The sequence below is a fragment of the Pectobacterium fontis genome (assembly GCF_000803215.1).
Classification (GTDB): domain Bacteria; phylum Pseudomonadota; class Gammaproteobacteria; order Enterobacterales; family Enterobacteriaceae; genus Pectobacterium; species Pectobacterium fontis.
In genome coordinates this window covers 94477-113239 of the sequence record NZ_JSXC01000033.1, presented here as the reverse complement: position 1 = coordinate 113239, position 18763 = coordinate 94477, and the positions used below count along the sequence as shown (strand labels likewise).

12 protein-coding genes are annotated in these 18763 nt (G+C 55.9%); 7 read left to right on the top strand and 5 right to left on the bottom strand.

Annotated elements, in window-relative coordinates; all coding sequences use genetic code 11:
- Positions 1–225 carry a cellulose biosynthesis protein BcsF gene (gene bcsF, locus OI69_RS10835; RefSeq protein ID WP_080752635.1) on the bottom strand — a complete coding sequence of 75 codons (225 nt, stop codon included), beginning with the start codon at positions 223–225 and terminating at the stop codon, positions 1–3.
- Positions 225–1799, bottom strand: a complete 1575-nt coding sequence (gene bcsE, locus OI69_RS10830; protein WP_039349971.1) for a cellulose biosynthesis protein BcsE — start codon at positions 1797–1799, stop codon at positions 225–227. Before bcsE ends, bcsF begins: the two co-directional genes overlap by 1 nt.
- A gap of 342 nt (positions 1800–2141) precedes the next feature.
- Here bcsE and bcsR point away from each other — a divergent pair, with 342 nt between their 5' ends.
- The 6 genes from bcsR to bcsC all read left to right on the top strand — a co-directional run bounded on the left by bcsR (position 2142) and on the right by bcsC (position 12756).
- Complete coding sequence (gene bcsR / locus OI69_RS10825) at positions 2142–2351, top strand: cellulose biosynthesis protein BcsR (protein ID WP_039349970.1); 210 nt, start codon at positions 2142–2144, stop codon at positions 2349–2351.
- A 2-nt stretch (positions 2352–2353) separates the two neighbouring features.
- Complete coding sequence (bcsQ, locus tag OI69_RS10820) at positions 2354–3091, top strand: cellulose biosynthesis protein BcsQ (RefSeq protein ID WP_039349968.1); 738 nt, start codon at positions 2354–2356, stop codon at positions 3089–3091.
- Positions 3088–5772, top strand: a complete 2685-nt coding sequence (gene bcsA / locus OI69_RS10815; protein ID WP_039349966.1) for a UDP-forming cellulose synthase catalytic subunit — start codon at positions 3088–3090, stop codon at positions 5770–5772. The genes bcsQ and bcsA overlap by 4 nt, the downstream gene beginning before the upstream one ends.
- A gap of 73 nt (positions 5773–5845) precedes the next feature.
- Positions 5846–8158, top strand: coding sequence for a cellulose biosynthesis cyclic di-GMP-binding regulatory protein BcsB (gene bcsB, locus OI69_RS10810; RefSeq protein ID WP_039349963.1), 2313 nt, complete (start codon positions 5846–5848; stop codon positions 8156–8158).
- Positions 8159–8164: 6 nt separating this feature from the next.
- The gene (gene bcsZ / locus OI69_RS10805) at positions 8165–9280 is read left to right on the top strand and encodes a cellulose synthase complex periplasmic endoglucanase BcsZ (protein WP_039349961.1); all 1116 of its coding nucleotides are present in this window, start codon (positions 8165–8167) and stop codon (positions 9278–9280) included.
- The gene (gene bcsC / locus OI69_RS10800) at positions 9262–12756 is read left to right on the top strand and encodes a cellulose synthase complex outer membrane protein BcsC (RefSeq protein WP_039349959.1); all 3495 of its coding nucleotides are present in this window, start codon (positions 9262–9264) and stop codon (positions 12754–12756) included. The genes bcsZ and bcsC overlap by 19 nt, the downstream gene beginning before the upstream one ends.
- A 6-nt stretch (positions 12757–12762) precedes the next feature.
- Here bcsC and qhpR read toward each other — a convergent pair whose 3' ends face one another.
- Both qhpR and OI69_RS10790 read right to left on the bottom strand, forming a co-directional pair.
- Entirely contained in the window at positions 12763–13821 is a 1059-nt protein-coding gene (gene qhpR, locus OI69_RS10795) for an AraC-like transcriptional regulator QhpR (protein WP_039349956.1), read from the bottom strand.
- A 172-nt stretch (positions 13822–13993) separates the two neighbouring features.
- Entirely contained in the window at positions 13994–15001 is a 1008-nt protein-coding gene (locus OI69_RS10790) for a phosphotransferase enzyme family protein (RefSeq protein ID WP_039349953.1), read from the bottom strand.
- A gap of 243 nt (positions 15002–15244) precedes the next feature.
- On the opposite strand from OI69_RS10790, the gene eat reads away from it, so the two are divergent.
- The gene (gene eat / locus OI69_RS10785; RefSeq protein WP_039350178.1) at positions 15245–16606 is read left to right on the top strand and encodes an ethanolamine permease; all 1362 of its coding nucleotides are present in this window, start codon (positions 15245–15247) and stop codon (positions 16604–16606) included.
- A 213-nt stretch (positions 16607–16819) separates the two neighbouring features.
- Here eat and ggt read toward each other — a convergent pair whose 3' ends face one another.
- Positions 16820–18613, bottom strand: coding sequence for a gamma-glutamyltransferase (ggt, locus tag OI69_RS10780; protein WP_052198352.1), 1794 nt, complete (start codon positions 18611–18613; stop codon positions 16820–16822).
- Positions 18614–18763: the final 150 nt, after the last annotated feature.

Here is an 18763-nt window from a genome sequence, read left to right as displayed (position 1 = left end):
TTATTTTTTAGTCTCTGCTGAAGTCGGTTGGGTTGAGACCGTCTTTGTCTTTGTTGTTGAAGAACTACGCATCCAGACACTCGCGGGCTTCAGGTAGCGCGGCGATAATAACCTGTTTTTCCAGTACTGAAGCCAGTGGGGGATCACTCGGTGTGCCAGATAGCCAAGCGTAAAGAAGATCACCGCGCTCACGAGCACCAGTTGAACGATATCAGTCAGGTTCATCATGAGGATGCTCCCGGCGCGCGAGCCAGTAAATCGGGTTCGAGTAAATTAATAGCAATAGGCTCACGCCGAGGCGTCTGGCTGCGCGGTGCAGGCTCGGTCTGCTGCAAGTGGACATAATCGTTAACTTGCTGTTCCTGCCCGGAGGTATCGTCCTGCACCAACGTTTTGATTTCCGCCAGAATCTGCAAATCCTGTGACCACACAATCCGATTACTGAACACTTCATCCACCGGCAGACGGAAGATGGATTTCAACGCAATGTCTAGCTCATTTAAACGACAATTGGATAGGAACAAAAACAGGCGCCCTTGCGTAATCGTGACAACATCGCCAAAACGTCGCAGCGTGCACAGCGTCAACGCCTGCATGGCCCGCACACCCGGTACAGGACGTAATGCAACCAGCACGCCTTTACTGTCTTCTGGCATTAACGTGCTATCAATCAACATCTTAACAGACTGCCGAAAGGTCTCAGGAGGCTGATAGCCCTTAATCTGTAATGGTCGCATCGTGGTCAGCAAAACCTCGACATCGACAGGAACACGCTTGGTAAAACGCTGCCCTTGCACGCTTTCAACCCGCGCCAGAAAACGGGATAACGGCTCGGAATGAGAGACAATAATATTCGCACCGCATGCCAATAACAGGCGCTCGTCGCTGGCACGCAGGCAAGGCTTCATTTCCCGCACGACAATCTTCAGCAATTCACCACGTTGACGGCGCAGGCTATGCACCTGTTTGGCAAGCGTATCCACCTGGGTGGTCAGGTTGAGTGCAAAAACGAGGGTGGCCGCATGCGTCAGCATACCGGTTTGTACCAACATGGCGTTGTCGTCCATCAACTGCCAGTTTTCTGACAACGCAGGCGCGCCTTCCAGCACGCTCTTTTCCATCAGAAAGAGTCCATCGTCATCCAGTGATGGCGTGAGGACTGCCTCCTCTTCCGCCAGCATTTGCCATCCGTCATTGCCGGATTGCAGCATTTGTACCTTATTCGCCCGCACGCCCCTTTCCGTTGCCCACCATGACACCAGATACTGGGCGCGATCCTGTTGCCATTGCAAGCTGGCCAAACCATAGAGCCCACGATGTTGAGAAATCAGCATATTCCTCAAACGGGTGACACCACTGCTGTGACTGATAACCACCAGCGTACACTGGCGCTGACGCAGCCATATTGCCGTGTCATCAACCCACCGCTGTAGCCTTTCGGCCGAAATATCCCGCCACAGACTGGCGGGTGCATACAGCACTAATAAACGATATTTGGGGCGTAACGAACGCATTAAATCATCGGTTAAATTCAGTAGCGCGGCCTTATTTTCCGGCAAGGTGTAACAAGGTGAGAGCTTTGTTTCTGTGGCAAATAATGACGTCAGAAGAGGGTCAGACCGTTCTCCACAGCCTATTAACGCCCGTTTCGCGTCATGAGTTTGGCTGTGCATGACTTGCTGGCAAAATAATGCAGCATCAACCTGTCGGTCAATATTCACCCAATAAAAACCGGCCAGTTGGAGCGTAGTCAACTCATCCCAAAGGTCACGAATACCTAATGAAAAGTTCTGCTTCATAGACTGATTTGTTTTCCGTTAATGGCGGCATTCCACCTTAAATGTACAGTCAAAATAAACTCTAGCAGTACCCTGTGGGATCACAACTACTCGCTATTAATTATTCCTATACTTTGACAAATTACCCTATTACTATTTTCTACTACTGCACATTGCAATCGCGAATTCATTGCTATAGTTAATTAAACCCGCCCGACAACATTATAAAAGCCAGCAGAAGTGCAAACACTCACTCTGCCATGACTGTCCGTTGTTGGTGCAGTAAAAGAACGACTACATCTGACATTCAGATGTTTCCCCTTATCGTCAATGATAACGGATGGCCTATTTCAGGGGCATGGGATGAATAACGAACCGATTCGCAGAACTATCAATACACACGCCAATTTAACCGAAAATGCCAGAACCGATGACGATCTTCAGGTTCTCAGTCAGGCATTTTCTTTACCTGAAATAAACTATATCGACATCGCCTGTCAGGCACGCTTGAGCCAAATGATGGCTCGCTGGCCGCTGCTGGATGAATTAAAAGAACCGACTGGGAGCAACTGACGATGCCCGTTATTGCATTGCAGGGGATCCGTGGAGGCGTAGGCACGACATCGCTAGCGGCTGCTCTCGGATGGGCCTTCCAACAACTGGGCGAATCCGCACTGGTGATTGATTTCTCGCCGGACAATCTGTTACGCATCAACTTTAATATGCCGTTTGAGCAGCGTCGCGGCTGGGCGCGTGCGGAAGCCGACGGTGCCCTCTGGCAAACCGGCGCCATGCACTATCTCCCCGGTCTGGATTTTCTGCCATTTGGTCGTCTGAACGAGCAGGAAGTGGCGACGCTGCAACAGCATTACCAACAGCACCCCGAGATTTGGCAAAATAATCTGGCGCAACTCAGCGCAGCAGGTCGCCATCGCTGGATATTGATCGATGTACCAGCAGACAACAGCCCGCTCACGCAGCAAGCCTTGGCCACCGCAAACACCGTTTTTCAGGTGATTGTGGCGGATGCCAACTGCCATTCACGGCTCCATCAACAAGTGCTGCCGCGTCAGTGCCATTTTCTGGTTAATCAATTCTCTACCCTCAGTATACTTCAGCAGGATTTGCACCAGCTCTGGCTGCACACACTTTCACACTTGCTGCCGCTGGTGGTACACCGTGATGAAGCCTTGGCAGAATCGCTGATGTTAAAACAGCCGCTGGGTGAATGTCGTCCCGATAGTGTGGCAGCGGAAGAGATCATGACGCTGGCAAACTGGTGCCTGATTCACGTTAAGGAACACGGCGTATGAGTGGCATCCTGCACGTATTCCTCATTCCGCCTGCCAGACAGGCAATACAGCAGCGCTATCGCGGCTATCGTCAGCAAGGCGCTTCCGCCTTTGCCGCCTTTTTCGCCACGCTGTTTGTCATACTCGGCTGGATCGTCCTGCGGCTGGAGTCTGACGGTTGGCAGCAGATTCGCGCACAACGAACCTATTGGTTTCCACACATCTCGCCGCAACGCCCGCGTCCTGCCGATCTTCTTCGCTATCTGACACAGGGTATTTGGCTGCTGACTATCAAGAACGGCCCGTTGCCCCCATCACGTCGCGATTATTTCTCGGCGCTCCCGCGCTGGCGGCAACGTTATATGAACGCGCAACAAAGGCTGTTTACCCGCTTTAACCACGCCAATGCTGACGATCGTGAAGACGGTGAGTCTGATTCTCCTACGACCAACCGGGTACAAACACTGGTGACGGTGACGCTAAGCCTGCTGTGTGCAGCGCTGGCGTTTTTGTGCATCACCCAACCATTTGATTTACTGTCACAGTTTATTTTCATGACGCTGCTGTGGGGCATCGCCATGCTCGTGCGTAATATGCCGGGACGTATGCCGACGCTCATGATGATCGCTCTGTCCTTCACCGTCTCCTGCCGTTACCTGTGGTGGCGTTACACCGAAACGCTGAACTGGGATGATCCCCTCAGCCTGACGTGCGGCTTGTTACTGCTGGCGGCGGAAACCTATGCCTGGGTCGTATTGGTTCTGGGCTATTTCCAGACGATCTGGCCGCTGAATCGCCACCCCGTATCGCTGCCGGAAGACAGTAAAACGTGGCCAACCGTCGATTTAATGATCCCGACCTACAACGAACCGTTGAGCGTCGTGAAGCCGACGGTGTATGCCGCATTGGGTATCGACTGGCCGAAAGACAAACTCAAAATCTATATTCTGGATGACGGCGGTCGCGCCGAATTTAAGGCCTTCGCAGAGGAGGTTGGCGTCCATTACGTTGCCCGCGTTACGCATGAACATGCCAAAGCGGGCAACATCAATAACGCCCTGAAGCAGGCGCAAGGTGAATTCGTCGCCATTTTCGACTGTGACCACGTTCCCACCCGCTCGTTTCTGCAATTAACCATGGGCTGGTTCTTCAAAGACAAAAATCTGGCGATGTTACAAACGCCACACCATTTCTTCTCGCCCGACCCGTTCGAACGCAATCTAGGGCGGTTCCGCCGAACGCCCAATGAAGGCACGCTGTTCTACGGTTTGGTGCAGGACGGCAACGACATGTGGAACGCCACGTTCTTCTGCGGTTCCTGCGCCATCCTGCGGCGTAAACCACTGGATGAGATTGGCGGTATAGCGATCGAAACGGTAACAGAAGATGCCCACACCTCATTACGCCTGCATCGCCGTGGATACAGCTCTGCGTATATCCGCATTCCACAAGCGGCGGGATTGGCGACCGAGAGCCTGTCGGCCCATATCGGTCAGCGCATCCGCTGGGCGCGCGGCATGGTGCAAATCTTCCGCTTGGATAACCCGCTGCTCGGTAAAGGGCTTAAGCTGGGGCAGCGGCTGTGTTATGCCAACGCCATGATGCACTTTCTATCCGGTATTCCCCGGCTGATCTTCCTGACCGCGCCGCTGGCGTTTCTGCTGCTGCACGCCTATATCATCTTCGCTCCGGCGCTGGCGATCGCACTTTACGTGCTACCGCACATGGTGCATGCCAGCCTGACCAACTCACGCGTTCAGGGGCGCTACCGCCATTCGTTCTGGAGTGAGATCTACGAAACCGTGCTGGCGTGGTACATCGCTCGCCCCACCACCGTCGCGCTGTTTAACCCCCACAAAGGGAAATTCAACGTCACGGCCAAAGGCGGGCTGGTTGAAGAACAGCATGTTGACTGGGTGATTACGCGGCCTTATCTGGTGCTGGTGCTGCTGAATATCGCAGGAGTGGTCTATGGCATCTGGCGTCTGATTGACGGCCCGTCGGAAGAGATCATGACGGTGCTGATCAGCCTGCTTTGGGTCGCGTATAACATGACGATTTTAGGCGGTGCCGTCGCGGTGGCGGTCGAGGCCAAACAGGTGCGACAGGCACATCGGGTGGAGATGTCAATGTCAGCCTCGCTTCTGCGCTCCGATGGTCATCTTTTTCCCTGTGTTCTGCGCGACTACTCTGATGGCGGCGTCGGTGTTGAAGCCCGTGAGTCGGGCATTCTTCAGGTCGGGGACAGCATCTCGCTACTATTAAAACGCGGTCAGCAGGAGTACGCCTTCCCGTTCAGCGTCACCCGCGCATTCGACAACAAGATTGGCCTGCGTATGACCAACCTGACCATCCGCCAGCACATTGATTTCATTCAGTGTACCTTTGCCCGCGCCGATACCTGGGCGCTCTGGCAAGACAGTTTCCCGCAGGATAAACCCGTCGACAGTCTGGTCGATGTACTGACCCTCGGCTTTCGCGGCTACCTGCGTCTGGCGGATTACGCGCCTCCCGTCATACGCAATATTATCCTGATCTTCCTCAACATTGTGGTGTGGGTCGTGTCATTCATCCCACGCTATGTGGGGAGACGCGCCACAACCACGCTGCCGGACAAGGCCATGCAGGAAGGTAAGTCGCCGTTTGCTCATGAAAAGCCATTGACACAAGAGCGCCTGTTTACAGAAAAGACGGTGGCTTGATTGCCATTTACAGGCCGTGACCCACGGTCTTTTTCCGACCAAGAAAAAGCCCCTTAACATTGATGATGACACGATGACGAAAAAAATAATCTTGTTCACCGCATTGGCTTTAGGCGTCAGCTCATTATCTCAGGCTGTCACCGCGCCGTACGCCCAACCCGCAGCCGAGGGGAATGCCAATCCTGCCACGACAACGCCTGCGGTAGCCATACCCGCGATCCCTCTGGTGCAGTCGCCGACCAACGCCGCCGTGCGTAACGTGGTCATGCCGTTTGCGCAAATCGCGCCCGCTCCGGGTACTTTTGCGCTACGCGGCATCAATCCCGACGGGCAGATTGAATTCGGCGTGCGTAGCGATGAAGTGGTGACGCAGGCTTCCCTCGATCTCGAATTTACCCCGTCGCCCGCGCTGATCCCCACCGAATCTCATATCAAGGTTTACCTGAACAATGAGTTGATGGGCGTCACCGCGATTGGCAAAGAGCAGATGGGGAAATCCAACCGCGTGCGGATTCCTATCGATCCACGCTACATCACAGACTTCAACCGCCTGCAACTGGTGTTCGTCGGTCATTACCAAAACATCTGTGAAAACCCGGCCAGCACCAGTCTGTGGCTGGATGTCAGCAAAGCCAGCACACTTAATCTGCAATTCCAGAAGCTGGCGCTGAAGGATGATCTGTCGCCGTTCCCTGCGCCGTTTTTTGACAGTCGCGATACCCGCCCGCTGACGCTGCCCATCGTCTTTGCTGGCCAGCCGGATCTGGTGCAACAACGTGCCGCCGCTATGCTCGCGTCCTGGTTTGGCAGCAAAGCGCAATGGCGCGGGCAGTCCTTCCCTGCTTTCTTCAACCAGTTGCCAGATCGCCACGGCATTGTGTTCGCTACCAACGATAAGCGACCAGACTTCCTGCGCGATACCCCTGCGGTGAACGGGCCGACGGTGTCCATCATCAGCCATCCCGACGATCCTCACGTTAAGCTGCTGCTGGTTCAGGGCCGTGATGACAATGAACTCCTCACCGCCGTACAGGGCATCGCGCAAGGGAACACGCTGTTCCGTGGGCAAAGTGTCACCATCGATAAGGTCGAGCAACTCGCTCCGCGTCAGCCATATGATGCGCCAAACTGGGTACGCACCGATCGTCCGATGACCTTCGCCGAACTTCAGCAATATAACGAACAGTTGCAAACCGACGGCATTGTGCCCCGACCGATTGCACTGACCATGAACCTGCCGCCCGATCTATTCCTGATCCGCAGTCAGGGCATCGATATGCGCCTGAAATATCGCTACACCTCGCCGCAGATTCAGGACGGCTCTCGTCTAAGCATCAACCTGAACAACCAATTCGTACAGGCGTTCTCGCTGGCACCGGAGCAGGATCAGAATTCCCTGTTAATGCGTCTGCCGCTCACTCAGGGGTTATGGGATTCCGACAAGAGCCTGTCTATCCCGGCGCTGAAACTGGGCACCACCAACCAGTTGCGCTTTGATTTCAACTACACCACGCTGCTTGCCAGCGGCACGGCTGACCGTTGTGAAACCTATACACCCATCGTGAATCACGCCGTCATCGACGGCAATTCCACCATTAACTTCTCTGGCTATCGCCACTTCATGGCGATGCCGGACCTGCGTGCGTTTGCGAATGCGGGCTACCCGTTCAGCCGACAGGCTGATCTATCGCAAACGCTGGTGCTGGTGAACAAACAGCCGCAACCTGCGCAGGTCAGCGCGCTGCTGAATGCGATTGGCAACATTGGGGCGCAAACGGGCTATCCCGCTCTGGCGGTACAGCTCAGCGATGACTGGACGCAGATAGATAAGCAAGACAGCGATATTTTGATGATCGGCGCTATCCCGCCTGAACTGCACGACGACGGCAAAATCAACCTGTTAGTCGAGCAAACACAAAGCTGGATCAAGCAGCCAACACGCCAGACCGCTATCCCTGACATGGGCTCGCCCGAATCCGATGCGAAGCCAGACAGCAAAACCACCGTCAGCGGCGCTGGCCCGATGTCGGCGATTATCGGCTTCCAGTCTCCGTATCACGATCAACGCAGCGTTGTTGCACTATTAGCCGATAGCCCACAGGGTTATACGCTACTCAATAACGCACTGATCGACAGCGAAAAAAGAGCCTCGCTGTTTGGTTCTGTTTCCGTCATCCGTGAATCGGGCATCAATAATCTACGGGTCGGCGACATTTATTATGTCGGTCATCTGCCGTGGTGGGAGCGTATCTGGCACGCGCTGGCGCAACACCCCATCTGGCTGGCTGTCATCTCGACCTTAACCGTCATCATTATTGCCTGGCTACTGTGGCGTGGTCTGAAGTTCTTTAGCCGCCGCCGTCTGTCACCGGATGAAAGAGATTAACGCACCATGCAACGTGCATTGCGCTACCTGATCCCTGCGCTGCTGTGGCTATGGACACCTCTGGCCACCGCTGCTGTCTGCGACTGGCCAGCCTGGGAGCAGTACAAACAGCATTACATCAGCGAGGAAGGACGGGTGATTGATACCTCAACACCCAATAAAATCACCACCTCCGAAGGGCAAAGCTACGCCATGTTCTTTGCGCTGATCGCCAACGATAGGGTGATGTTTGATCGATTGCTGCAATGGACGGAAAACAATCTGGCGGCGGGCGATTTACGCGCTAACTTGCCCGCCTGGCTATGGGGAGAAAACCCGGATAAGCAGTGGACGGTGCTGGATCCCAACTCCGCTTCCGATGCCGATCTATGGATTGCGTATAATTTGCTTGAAGCGGGTCGGCTGTGGAAAGAAGTACGTTATCAGACACTGGGCACCACGTTGCTCGCACGTATTGCCAAAGAGGAAGTAGTTAACATTCCGGGGCTGGGCGTCATGCTGCTGCCGGGCAAAGTGGGCTTTGCAGAGAAAGAGAGCTGGCGCCTTAACCCCAGCTACCTCCCTCCACAACTGCTGGCACGCTTTGCGCCGTTGAGTAGGACATGGAAAGAGATGCAACGCACCACGCGGCGCCTGCTGCTGGAAACCGCGCCAAAAGGATTTTCGCCGGATTGGGTCATCTGGCAACAAGGTAAAGGCTGGCAGCCTGATACGAGCAAGCCCAATATTGGCAGCTATGACGCCATTCGCGTCTATTTGTGGGTGGGGATGATGGCCGACAGCAGCAGAGGGAAAACCGACTTGATCAAACAGCTTCAGCCAATGATTCAACAAACGGTTCAACAGGGTTTCCCGCCCGAAAAAACGGACACCGTAACAGGGGCAAGCAGCGGGCAGGGATCGGTAGGGTTTTCCGCCTCACTGCTGCCGATGCTATCCCGTCAGACAGATGCGCTAGCCGTCCAACGACGACGACTCGCCGATAATCCTCCGGGGGACGATGCCTATTTCTCCGCGTCTCTGACGCTTTTTGGTCAGGGGTGGGATGAGAAGCGCTATCGCTTCACGTCACAAGGCCAACTTTTACCGACACGGGGCAGCCAATGCACAACAACACTGTAAACTGGCTGCGCTTTCTCCCGTTATTGCTGGCTGCTGCGCCGCAGGCATACAGCGCAGAAACCGTGTCACCAGAGCAGTTCCTGATGGAACAAGTACGTCTGGGAGAAGCCAGCAACAAAGACGATCTCGTGCGCCAGTCTCTGTATCGACTGGAACTGATTAACCCAGATAATCCCGAGGTTATCGCCGCTAAACTGCGGCTGGCGCTGCGTCAGGGCGATCAGGCACAGGCGCGCCAGCAGTTGGACAAGCTGAAGATCGTCGCGCCCGACTCGGCGCTCTATCGCCGGGCAGAAATCACGCTGGCGCTGACACAGGGAGAAGCGCGTCAGCAATTACAGCAGGCGCGGTTGCTGTCTACCGCCGGGCGCTACGCGGAAGCCAAAGCGCAATACGACGCGCTGTTTCACGGCGAACCCCCCACGCTCGATCTTGCCGTGGAGTATTGGCGTCTGGTTTCTCGCTTACCGCATCAGGAACCGGTGGCGATTAAACAACTGCAAGCATTGGATCAGGTTTACCCTGACAACGTTGCGCTGCGCATGGTGTTATCACGCCTGCTTTTTAGTCAGGATCGCAACGAACAGGCCTACCCCTTGTTAGAGCAGCTTGCTAACGATCCCGCCGGGCGCAGTCAGGCAGGATCGCTATGGCTGGAAATTATTGGCCGGATGCCCGTCACACCACAGAGCGTGGCAGAACTTAACCGCTTTCTGACCGTATTCAAAGACGGTGAACAGGCCGAAACCGCACGCAAAGAGCTTAACCGCCAGCAGGGAATGTTGGTCGATCCCACCTATCAGGCGCGTCTGCGTGGTCTGGCACAGGTTGGAAGCGGCGGCGGCAACACCACCACGCTCAAGGAACTGAATCAAGCGCTGACCGCCACGCCCAACGATCCTGAACTGATCGGTGCCGCGGGTCTGGTTTACCTGCGCGCGGGCGATCGGGCCAAAGCGCTGGTACAGTTCCAGAAAGCCTTGCAGGCGGATACCAATCGCCTGAACAGCGGCAAATGGGAAGAACTCATCCACAGCACGCAATATTGGCTCACGATTACGGAAGGTGACAACGCGCTGAAAGCCAAAAATCTGGCGCTGGCGCGGCAGAAGTATCAGCAGGCGCATCAGATGGATACTACCAACGCCTATGCGCTGATTGGTCTGGGTGACGTCGCCGTGGCCAGCCAAAACGACGCGGCGGCACAATCCTTCTACCAGCAGGCTTTACGTCTCGAACCTGGCAACGAGACGGCTCTGCGCGATCTGGTGGGGACGTATCAACGGCAGTCGCCGGAAAAAGCACTCGCCTATCTCACTAGCCTGCCGCGCAGCCAGCAAAATATCCTGCGGGAAACGCTGGCCGCACTGCAACTGGATACGCTGAAACAGCAGGCGGATCGGTTTGCGGAACAGCAACAGTGGGCGCTGGCGGAGGAAAAATACCGTCAGGCGAACCAGTTGGATCCGAACGATGTGTGGCTGGCCTATCGTTATGCCCAGACGCTGCGTCAACGAGGGCAAACGCAGCAGGCAGACAGCGTGGTGCAACGCGCAACCGCCATCCCCCCCGCCAACGCGGAGAAAAACTACGTTTACTCACTGTATTTATCGTCCACCAATCGCGATGAGCAAGCACTCACTCACATGAATACGCTTCCCAACGCGCAGTGGAGCGACGATATGCGCAATTTATCCCAGCGTCTGACGACGCAAACCACGCTGGCTAAAGCGGAAGCCATACGCGATGCGGGTGACGAATCCGCCGCGATAGCGTTCCTCCGTCAGCAACCGGCTGATATCCGTATCGACTTGCAGTTGGCAGACTGGGCGCTGGCTCGCGGGGAATACGCCACGGCGCTGACGGAATATCAGCGCATCCGTACGCGGGAACCACAGAACCCCGATGCGCAGTTGGGTGAGATTGAGGCGTTTATCGCACAGGGGCAACAAGAAGATGCCCGTCAGCGCCTGAACCAGCTTTCTACTCCGGCGGTTGATACCCTTAACGCGCAGCGGCGCGTCGCTAATGCCTGGCAAGCGGTCGGCGATCCGCAAAAATCGGCGGCGCTTTTCCGTCAGCTAAAAATCGATGTGGAGAAAGCGCCTGCCGACCAGACTACTATCGATCAAACGACAGCGCTGATCTATCGTGATGCCGCTCGCGTTGAACAACAGCAATCCCAACCTGAGCAGGCAAAACAGGACTATCAACAAGCGATGATCGCCAGCGGCATCACGCCCACGCTGCCGCATAGCGACGACGATTACACCCGATTGACGCGTAATAATGTCAGCGACGACTGGCTCAAACGCAGCATTCGTGCTGAGGCCGCCGATCTGTATCGCCAGCAGGATATTACCGTCACCCTCGACCACGATTACGGGAGTTCGAGCGGCACTGGCGGGATTTCCGACCTGAGCGCCAACAACACCATGTTGCAAGTAGAGATGCCGCTGTACGACGGTCGCGCCTTCTTCCGCACCGACACCGTACAAATGAATGCGGGTTCTTTCTCGACGGACGGCAACGGGGCTTATCAGGAAACCTTCGGCACCTGCGCCACGCAGGACTGCTTCAGCGGCAAATCGCAAAATGCAACGGGCACCAGCGTCGCGACAGGCTGGAAGAACGAGCGCTGGTCAGCGGATATCGGCACCACGCCGCTCGGCTTTGATGTGGTTGATGTCGTCGGTGGGGCAAGCTACAGCGGTGACTGGCGACAAATCGGCTGGACCGCAACGGCATCACGACGCCCGATCTCCAGCTCATTGCTGGCATTTAGCGGCACCAAAGATCCAGGAACGGGCATCACCTGGGGCGGCGTACGTGCCACGGGTGTCAGTCTCGGCCTGAGCTACGATCGCGGCGAAGCACACGGCGTGTGGAGTGATTTCAGCGCCCACCAGATTACCGGTAAAAACGTGGCCGATAACAACCGCATCCGCGCAATGGCGGGCTACTACTATAAGCTGATTAACGAAGATAACCGACGCGTCACGGTCGGCCTGAACAGCATGTGGTGGCGCTACCAAAAGGATTTGAGCGGTTACTCGCTCGGTCAGGGCGGTTACTACAGTCCACAGCAATACGTCTCACTGGGCGTGCCGGTGAACTATCGGCAGCGCACGGAAAACTGGTCATGGGAACTCGGCGGATCGCTGTCGTGGTCCCGTTCTTCCACCAACGATCAGCGCCGCTATCCACTGGTCGGCCTGCTTGGTAACACCGCGCTTAGCGACCGGGATACCATCGAAGCAGGCAGCAGCAGTTCTGGATTCGGCTACACGGCACGCGCCATCGTCGAACGCCGCCTCAGCTCACACTGGACGCTGGGGGTCGGTATCGATATTCAGCAGGCGGAAGACTACACGCCAAGCCACGGCCTTATCTACGTACGCTACTCGGCCTCCGGCTGGCAGGGCGATCTCGACAGTCCACCGCAGCCGCTCACGCCATATGCGGATTTTAAATGAGGGGCATCAGGAGAGGTTAAGAGCCTCGCCTTTGCGCCACTGGCGGGGGCTGATGCCAAACCAGCGACGGAATGCGCGGGAAAAGGCGCTCACCTCGGAATAACCGAGCAACAGCGCCATTTCCGAAATCGGCAACTGCTTCTGTTGAAGATAATGCGTCGCCATTTCGCAGCGCAGCTTGTCGACCAACAGTGAAAAGCTGAGACCTTCCTCGCGCAGGCGGCGCTGAAGCGACCAGCTAGACAACCCGACTTTTTCCGCCACCTCATCCAGCGTCGGCTCTTTCTGCATCAACAACAGTTGCACCTGCGTACGCACCTGATCGACGATACTTTGCTGTGGTGACGTCTCGTTCAGGCGGCGAATCGCATCCTGCATCACCAACAGCAGGGTCATATCGCGTTCCGGCATGGTACGCACCAACTGGTGCTTGGGAATCAGCAGGGAATTGTAGGGTTGATCGAAGTAAACCGGCGCATCGAACACCTTACAGTGCTCATGCCACATTTCAGGGCGCGGGTGCTCAAAATGCACCTCGCGCGGTGCCCAATGTTTGCCTAAAACATGGCGAATCAGGTTGAGGAACATGCCGAGCGTCAGTTCAGCATCCTGACGGCGATGCAGAATAGCCCCGTGCCGCACCTGATAATCCAGCCGCCAGCAGTCGCCTTTATCCACCATGCGCGTCAGCGTGTCGTGTTGGTGGCAGGGAAATGCCTTTACCACGTTGTGCAACGCCTGCTCCAGCGTGTCCGAACATAAACCGATATAACCGATCAGGCCTAATGACTGCGGTTTAAACTGCTTGCCGTAGTGTAAACCGAAATTATCAACCCCCGAATTGCGTGCCGCTTCCTCCATCACCCGACAGTAGTTCACCAGCCCCAAACTGAGCGTCGGGCTGGCGAGTTGCTCGGGATCGACGCCGCTAATGCCAAAGATACGATCGGCATCGCCCCCGTTATCATGAATAAAGTCGCCAAGCCCGGTTGCCGCCGCCGCCAACACACCGCGGTTGCAGGAGAACGCCGCGTTCAGCGCCGAAGAGTACGTTACGTTTTCCATTGCCTTTCACCTCGCCGTATCGTTCTGCCCGCCAACGGGTCATGAAACAATCAACAAGTTTCATACCAGCAAGTTTCGTACCATTCCTTAACCACGTAAAATCAATGAATTACCAATATTCGTTTTAACGAGTGGGCCTTACCATCGCGCAGGCTGCCCACCCGTGGTGCACTCAGGCCACGCCAATCGGCAGATCGCTGGTTTCCAGATAGCGATGACACAGGCGCACGCTGTGCTTTGCCCAATCCGCGCCGAGGCTTTGCGCCATCTCCGTTTCGGCGTGCGACCCTACCCATGCAGTAAGCTGAATGCGCCGCTGGATCAGTAGCGTCGGTAACAGCGCCAGTTCTTCGTCACTGAGGTGCGCCACGCGTTCATAGCCGCACAGCCAGTTTTCCACCCACTCTGCCGCACGCGGATGGTGCTCGACAAAGCTAATCGCCGCCGCCAGATCGTGCAGATACCACCCCATGCCGCAATCATCAAAATCAATCACTCGCGTTTCACCACGGTGCAAAAGCAGATTGGTCAGACGCAGATCGGCATGAATCAGCCCATAGCGCTGCGGCGCTTTACCAAATGCCGCCATCTCCCCACCGATGCGCGCAATCGCCTCTTCAACCACCGCGTGCTCTCCCAGAGATAAATTCGGCGCGTCACGCCAGTCCCCCCAGTGGCTCTGCGTACTTACCATCGAGTGATGATCCCAGATAATACGCCGGAAACCGTCGGGCTTTTGCCAGTGGCGGCTGTGCTGATGCAGGCGGGCGGTGATTTCACCCAGTTGCCGGAACGCACGCGGATCGACACGGGTGGTCGGCATCTCGCCGTCAATCCAGTGGAACAACACGGCATAGCGACAGGAGCCGTCAGGCAGACGCAGCGACTGCACGCGCTCCCCAGCCGCATCGCGTAGCGCTTCCGGCACCACAATCCCCGTCTCACGTAGGGCATCCAGCCACTGTAACTCGCTTTCAATCTCCGTTTGCTGATGGTAATGGCTGCGATGTAACCGCAGCGCATAGCGCTTACCCGCCGATGCAACAAGAAACGTAGCATTTTCCGAGCGACACAGCAGTCGCACTTCTGCTTGCTGTATGGACGGATAGCGGCCAAGCGCCCGATGCGCCAGCGCGGTAATCTCTGCGTTACTTAAGGTGTCGTATTGTTTAGCGCTCATGGTTATCACTCCGACGCGAGTCAATGAGCATCCAGCATGGCGTGTACCGTCCAGAGAAACTTGACGCTGCATAACCTCGGCTTGACTCCAGGTGGCACCGGGACCATGAGGCTCGCAAAAGTTGACTTCAGCGCGCAGCATTCAGTACGCCAGCGTCAAGTTTTCCGGCGAAAAGCGTGGGCATTATCGCTACACACGCCAATACGGCCGAAAAACGATGAACAGACTGACGGGGATACGGTGATGAAGAGCAAATTAAAGCCCACGCTGGGCGCCCTGCATTTGTGGGGCATTGCGGTAGGACTGGTAATTTCCGGTGAATATTTTGGCTGGAGCTATGGCTGGGGCGTCGCGGGTACGTTGGGATTTTTGATCACTACCTTATTTATCGCCGCCATGTACACCTGTTTCATTTTTAGCTTTACCGAACTCACCACGGCGATCCCTCATGCGGGCGGCCCTTTTGCCTACAGTCGGCTCGCATTTGGCGATCTGGGCGGGTTGATTGCCGGCATGGCCACGCTGATTGAATTTGTTTTCGCACCGCCCGCTATTTCAATGGCGATTGGCGCCTACCTGAACGTGCAATACCCCGAACTGAACCCCAAATTCGCGGCTGTTGGTGCCTACCTGATCTTCATGACCTTGAACATTCTGGGCGTGAAGCTGGCAGCGATGTTTGAGCTGGTCGTCACCCTGCTGGCGGTGATGGAACTGCTGGTGTTCATGGGCGTGGTTGCGCCGGGCTTCAGCCTGAGTAATTTCGTGGCGCACGGCTGGGCGGGACAGCATGAGTTCTCACCCGCTGCCATTTCCGGCATGTTTGCGGCGATACCGTTCGCCATTTGGTTTTTCCTCGCGATCGAAGGCGCTGCGATGGCGGCGGAAGAGGCTAAAGATCCCAAACGTACCATCCCGCGCGCCTATGTGAGCGGTATTCTGACGCTGGTGGTGCTGGCAATTGGCGTGATGCTGATGGCCGGTGGCGTGGGTGACTGGCGTCAGCTTTCCGATCTCAACGATCCCTTACCGCAGGCGATGAAAATGATCGTCGGCGAAAACTCCAACTGGATGCACATGCTGGTGTGGATTGGCCTGTTCGGCCTGATCGCCAGCTTCCACGGCATTATTCTGGGTTATTCACGTCAGTTTTTCGCGCTGGCGCGCGCAGGCTATCTGCCGCCGGGGCTGGCTAAGCTATCCCGTTTTCACACGCCGCACCGCGCCATTCTGGCTGGCGGCGCAATCGGGATTGCCGCCATTTTTTGCGATGGCATTAACCTACAGGGCATGAGCCTGACGGCAGCCATGATTACCATGGCAGTGTTTGGCGCCATCGTCATGTACATCATGAGCATGCTCAGCCTGTTCCGCCTGCGTCGCAGCGCACCTAATATGGCACGCAGCTATCGCGCTCCCGGCTATCCGCTGGTTCCCGCGTTCGCCCTCATCTGCGCCATCATTTGCCTGATTGCCATGCTCTGGTTCAATCCGATGATCGGCGCAATATTCTGTACCTTTATGCTACTCGGCTACCTCTATTTCCTGACCACCAAAACGCGGCGGGAAACGCTGCTTGAACCGATTATCGCCAATGCCGAATAGCACCAGCACACGCTGAAATCCACCGGATACGCTTATCAATGAAGATTATCGAATATGGTAATACTCGGGTTTTAAACGTTATCTTTCTATTTCAGTGGTTATCTTTCTATTTCAGTGAATGTTTCATCTAAAAATATTTTTAGGTTGGGATGGTGGAACCATTCAGTAAAAGATCAGGAGCCTACCGAAACAGGCTCCTGATATTCTTTCCAATCAATACCCTATCGCTGCGCCGGCAGGGCGGCGAATGTCATTGGCGCCGTACAGGTAACCTTCGCGCACTTTGCCGGAGACTGCCGAGTCATTACCCGAATCCGCTGGCGTGACGCCCGCCGCCCCCGGTAAGCCGACCAGAATCAGCTCCGCTGCGCCCCAAGGCGTCTGTTCCACCATCTTGTAGCCGCGCTGCTTCAGCAGGTTCAGCGTATCGGCAGATAGACCACGCTGTTCGTAATACACCTCATCCGGCAGCCACTGATGGTGGATGCGCGGTGCGTCTACCGCTTCCTGCGGTGCCATGCCGTGGTCGATAATGTTCAGCGCCGTTTGCAGCGTGATGGTGATAATGCGCGAACCGCCGGGCGAACCGAGCACCATGAAGACTTTGCCGTCTTTCGTCACCAGTGACGGGCTCATGGATGAAAGTGGGCGCTTACCGGGGGCGATCGAATTACGCTCCCCTTGCACCAAACCGTATAGGTTCTTCTCGCCCACTTTTACGGTGAAGTCATCCATTTCGTTATTGAGGAAAAAGCCCGTACCCGGCGCAATCACCACCGAGCCAAAACGCCCGTTAACCGTATAAGTCGTGGAAACGGCATTGCCCTGATTATCCACGATGGAGTAGTGCGTCGTTTCTGGTCGCTCGTGCGGGCCAATCCCCGGCTGCACGTTTTCGGACGGCGTCGCGTTCTCCGGTTCGATTTTTTTGCGAATGTCGGCGGCGTAATCCTTACTCAACAGGCGCTCGACGGGATTACTGACAAACGCCGGGTCGCCGAGGTAAGTGTTGCGATCCATATAAGCGTGGCGCATCGCTTCCGTCAGCACATGCACGGTGGCCGCCGAGTTAAAGCCCATCGCTTTAATATCGTAGCCTTCGACAATATTGAGGATTTCACACATGGTGACGCCGCCGGAACTGGGCGGTGGCGAGGAGACGAATTGATAGCCGCGATAGTTACAGGTGATGGGTGCCGTTTCGGTAATGCGGTAATCGGCAAAATCAGCCGCCGTCAGCATGCCACCGCCCTGCTTTGCCGCCTTCTCCACCGCCTGTGGAATTGCCCCTTTGTAGAAGGCATCCGGCCCTTTAGCGGCAATCGCCGCCAGCGTATTCGCCAGATCGGTTTGCACCAGCTTATCGCCGGGTTGCAACGCACTGCCGTCAGGACGCAGGAAAATACGCGCCGCTTCCGGGTCGGCTTTGAAGCGTTTGACGGTGGTATCGAGAATATCGGTGTCTGCTCGCGTCAGTTCAAACCCCTCACGCGCCAGTTTAATCGCCGGTGCCATCACCTGTTCGCGCGTCAATTTGCCGTATTTTTGCAGCGCGGTATCCAGCCCCAGCACCGTTCCCGGTACGCCTGCCGCCAGATAGCCGTACAGGCTGGCGTCTTTTTTCACGCTCCCATCGGCGTTCAGATACATGTTGGCACTGGCTGCCGCAGGTGCCGTTTCACGAAAGTTGATAAAGGTGTCTTTCCCATCGGCCAGGTGCAGCGTCATAAACCCACCACCGCCGATATTGCCACAACAGGGGTTCACCACCGCCTGCGCATAACCCACGGCCACGGCGGCATCAATCGCATTCCCGCCCATTTTCATGATATCGACGCCAATCTGCGACGCCAGATACTGCGAGCTGACTACCATGCCGTTTTTCGCTTCCACCGCGGGAGCCGAAGCGGCCTGCACAGCCCCACTCACCAACAGCGCGGTTACACTCAGTGACAACAGCCATTTTCCCGATGTCGTACTTCCCAATACTGTATTGCTTATTCTCATGAAAACCCCTTTACCCTATTGATTTTACTGACTGCTTTTATCACTACACTTCTGCAAAATCCATTTGCAAAGTCCACGCCAACAAACGGCGGCGGCTGAACAGACTCGCTAACGGCAGTAAAAAACGTAGGAAAGGCATAAGAAACGGTG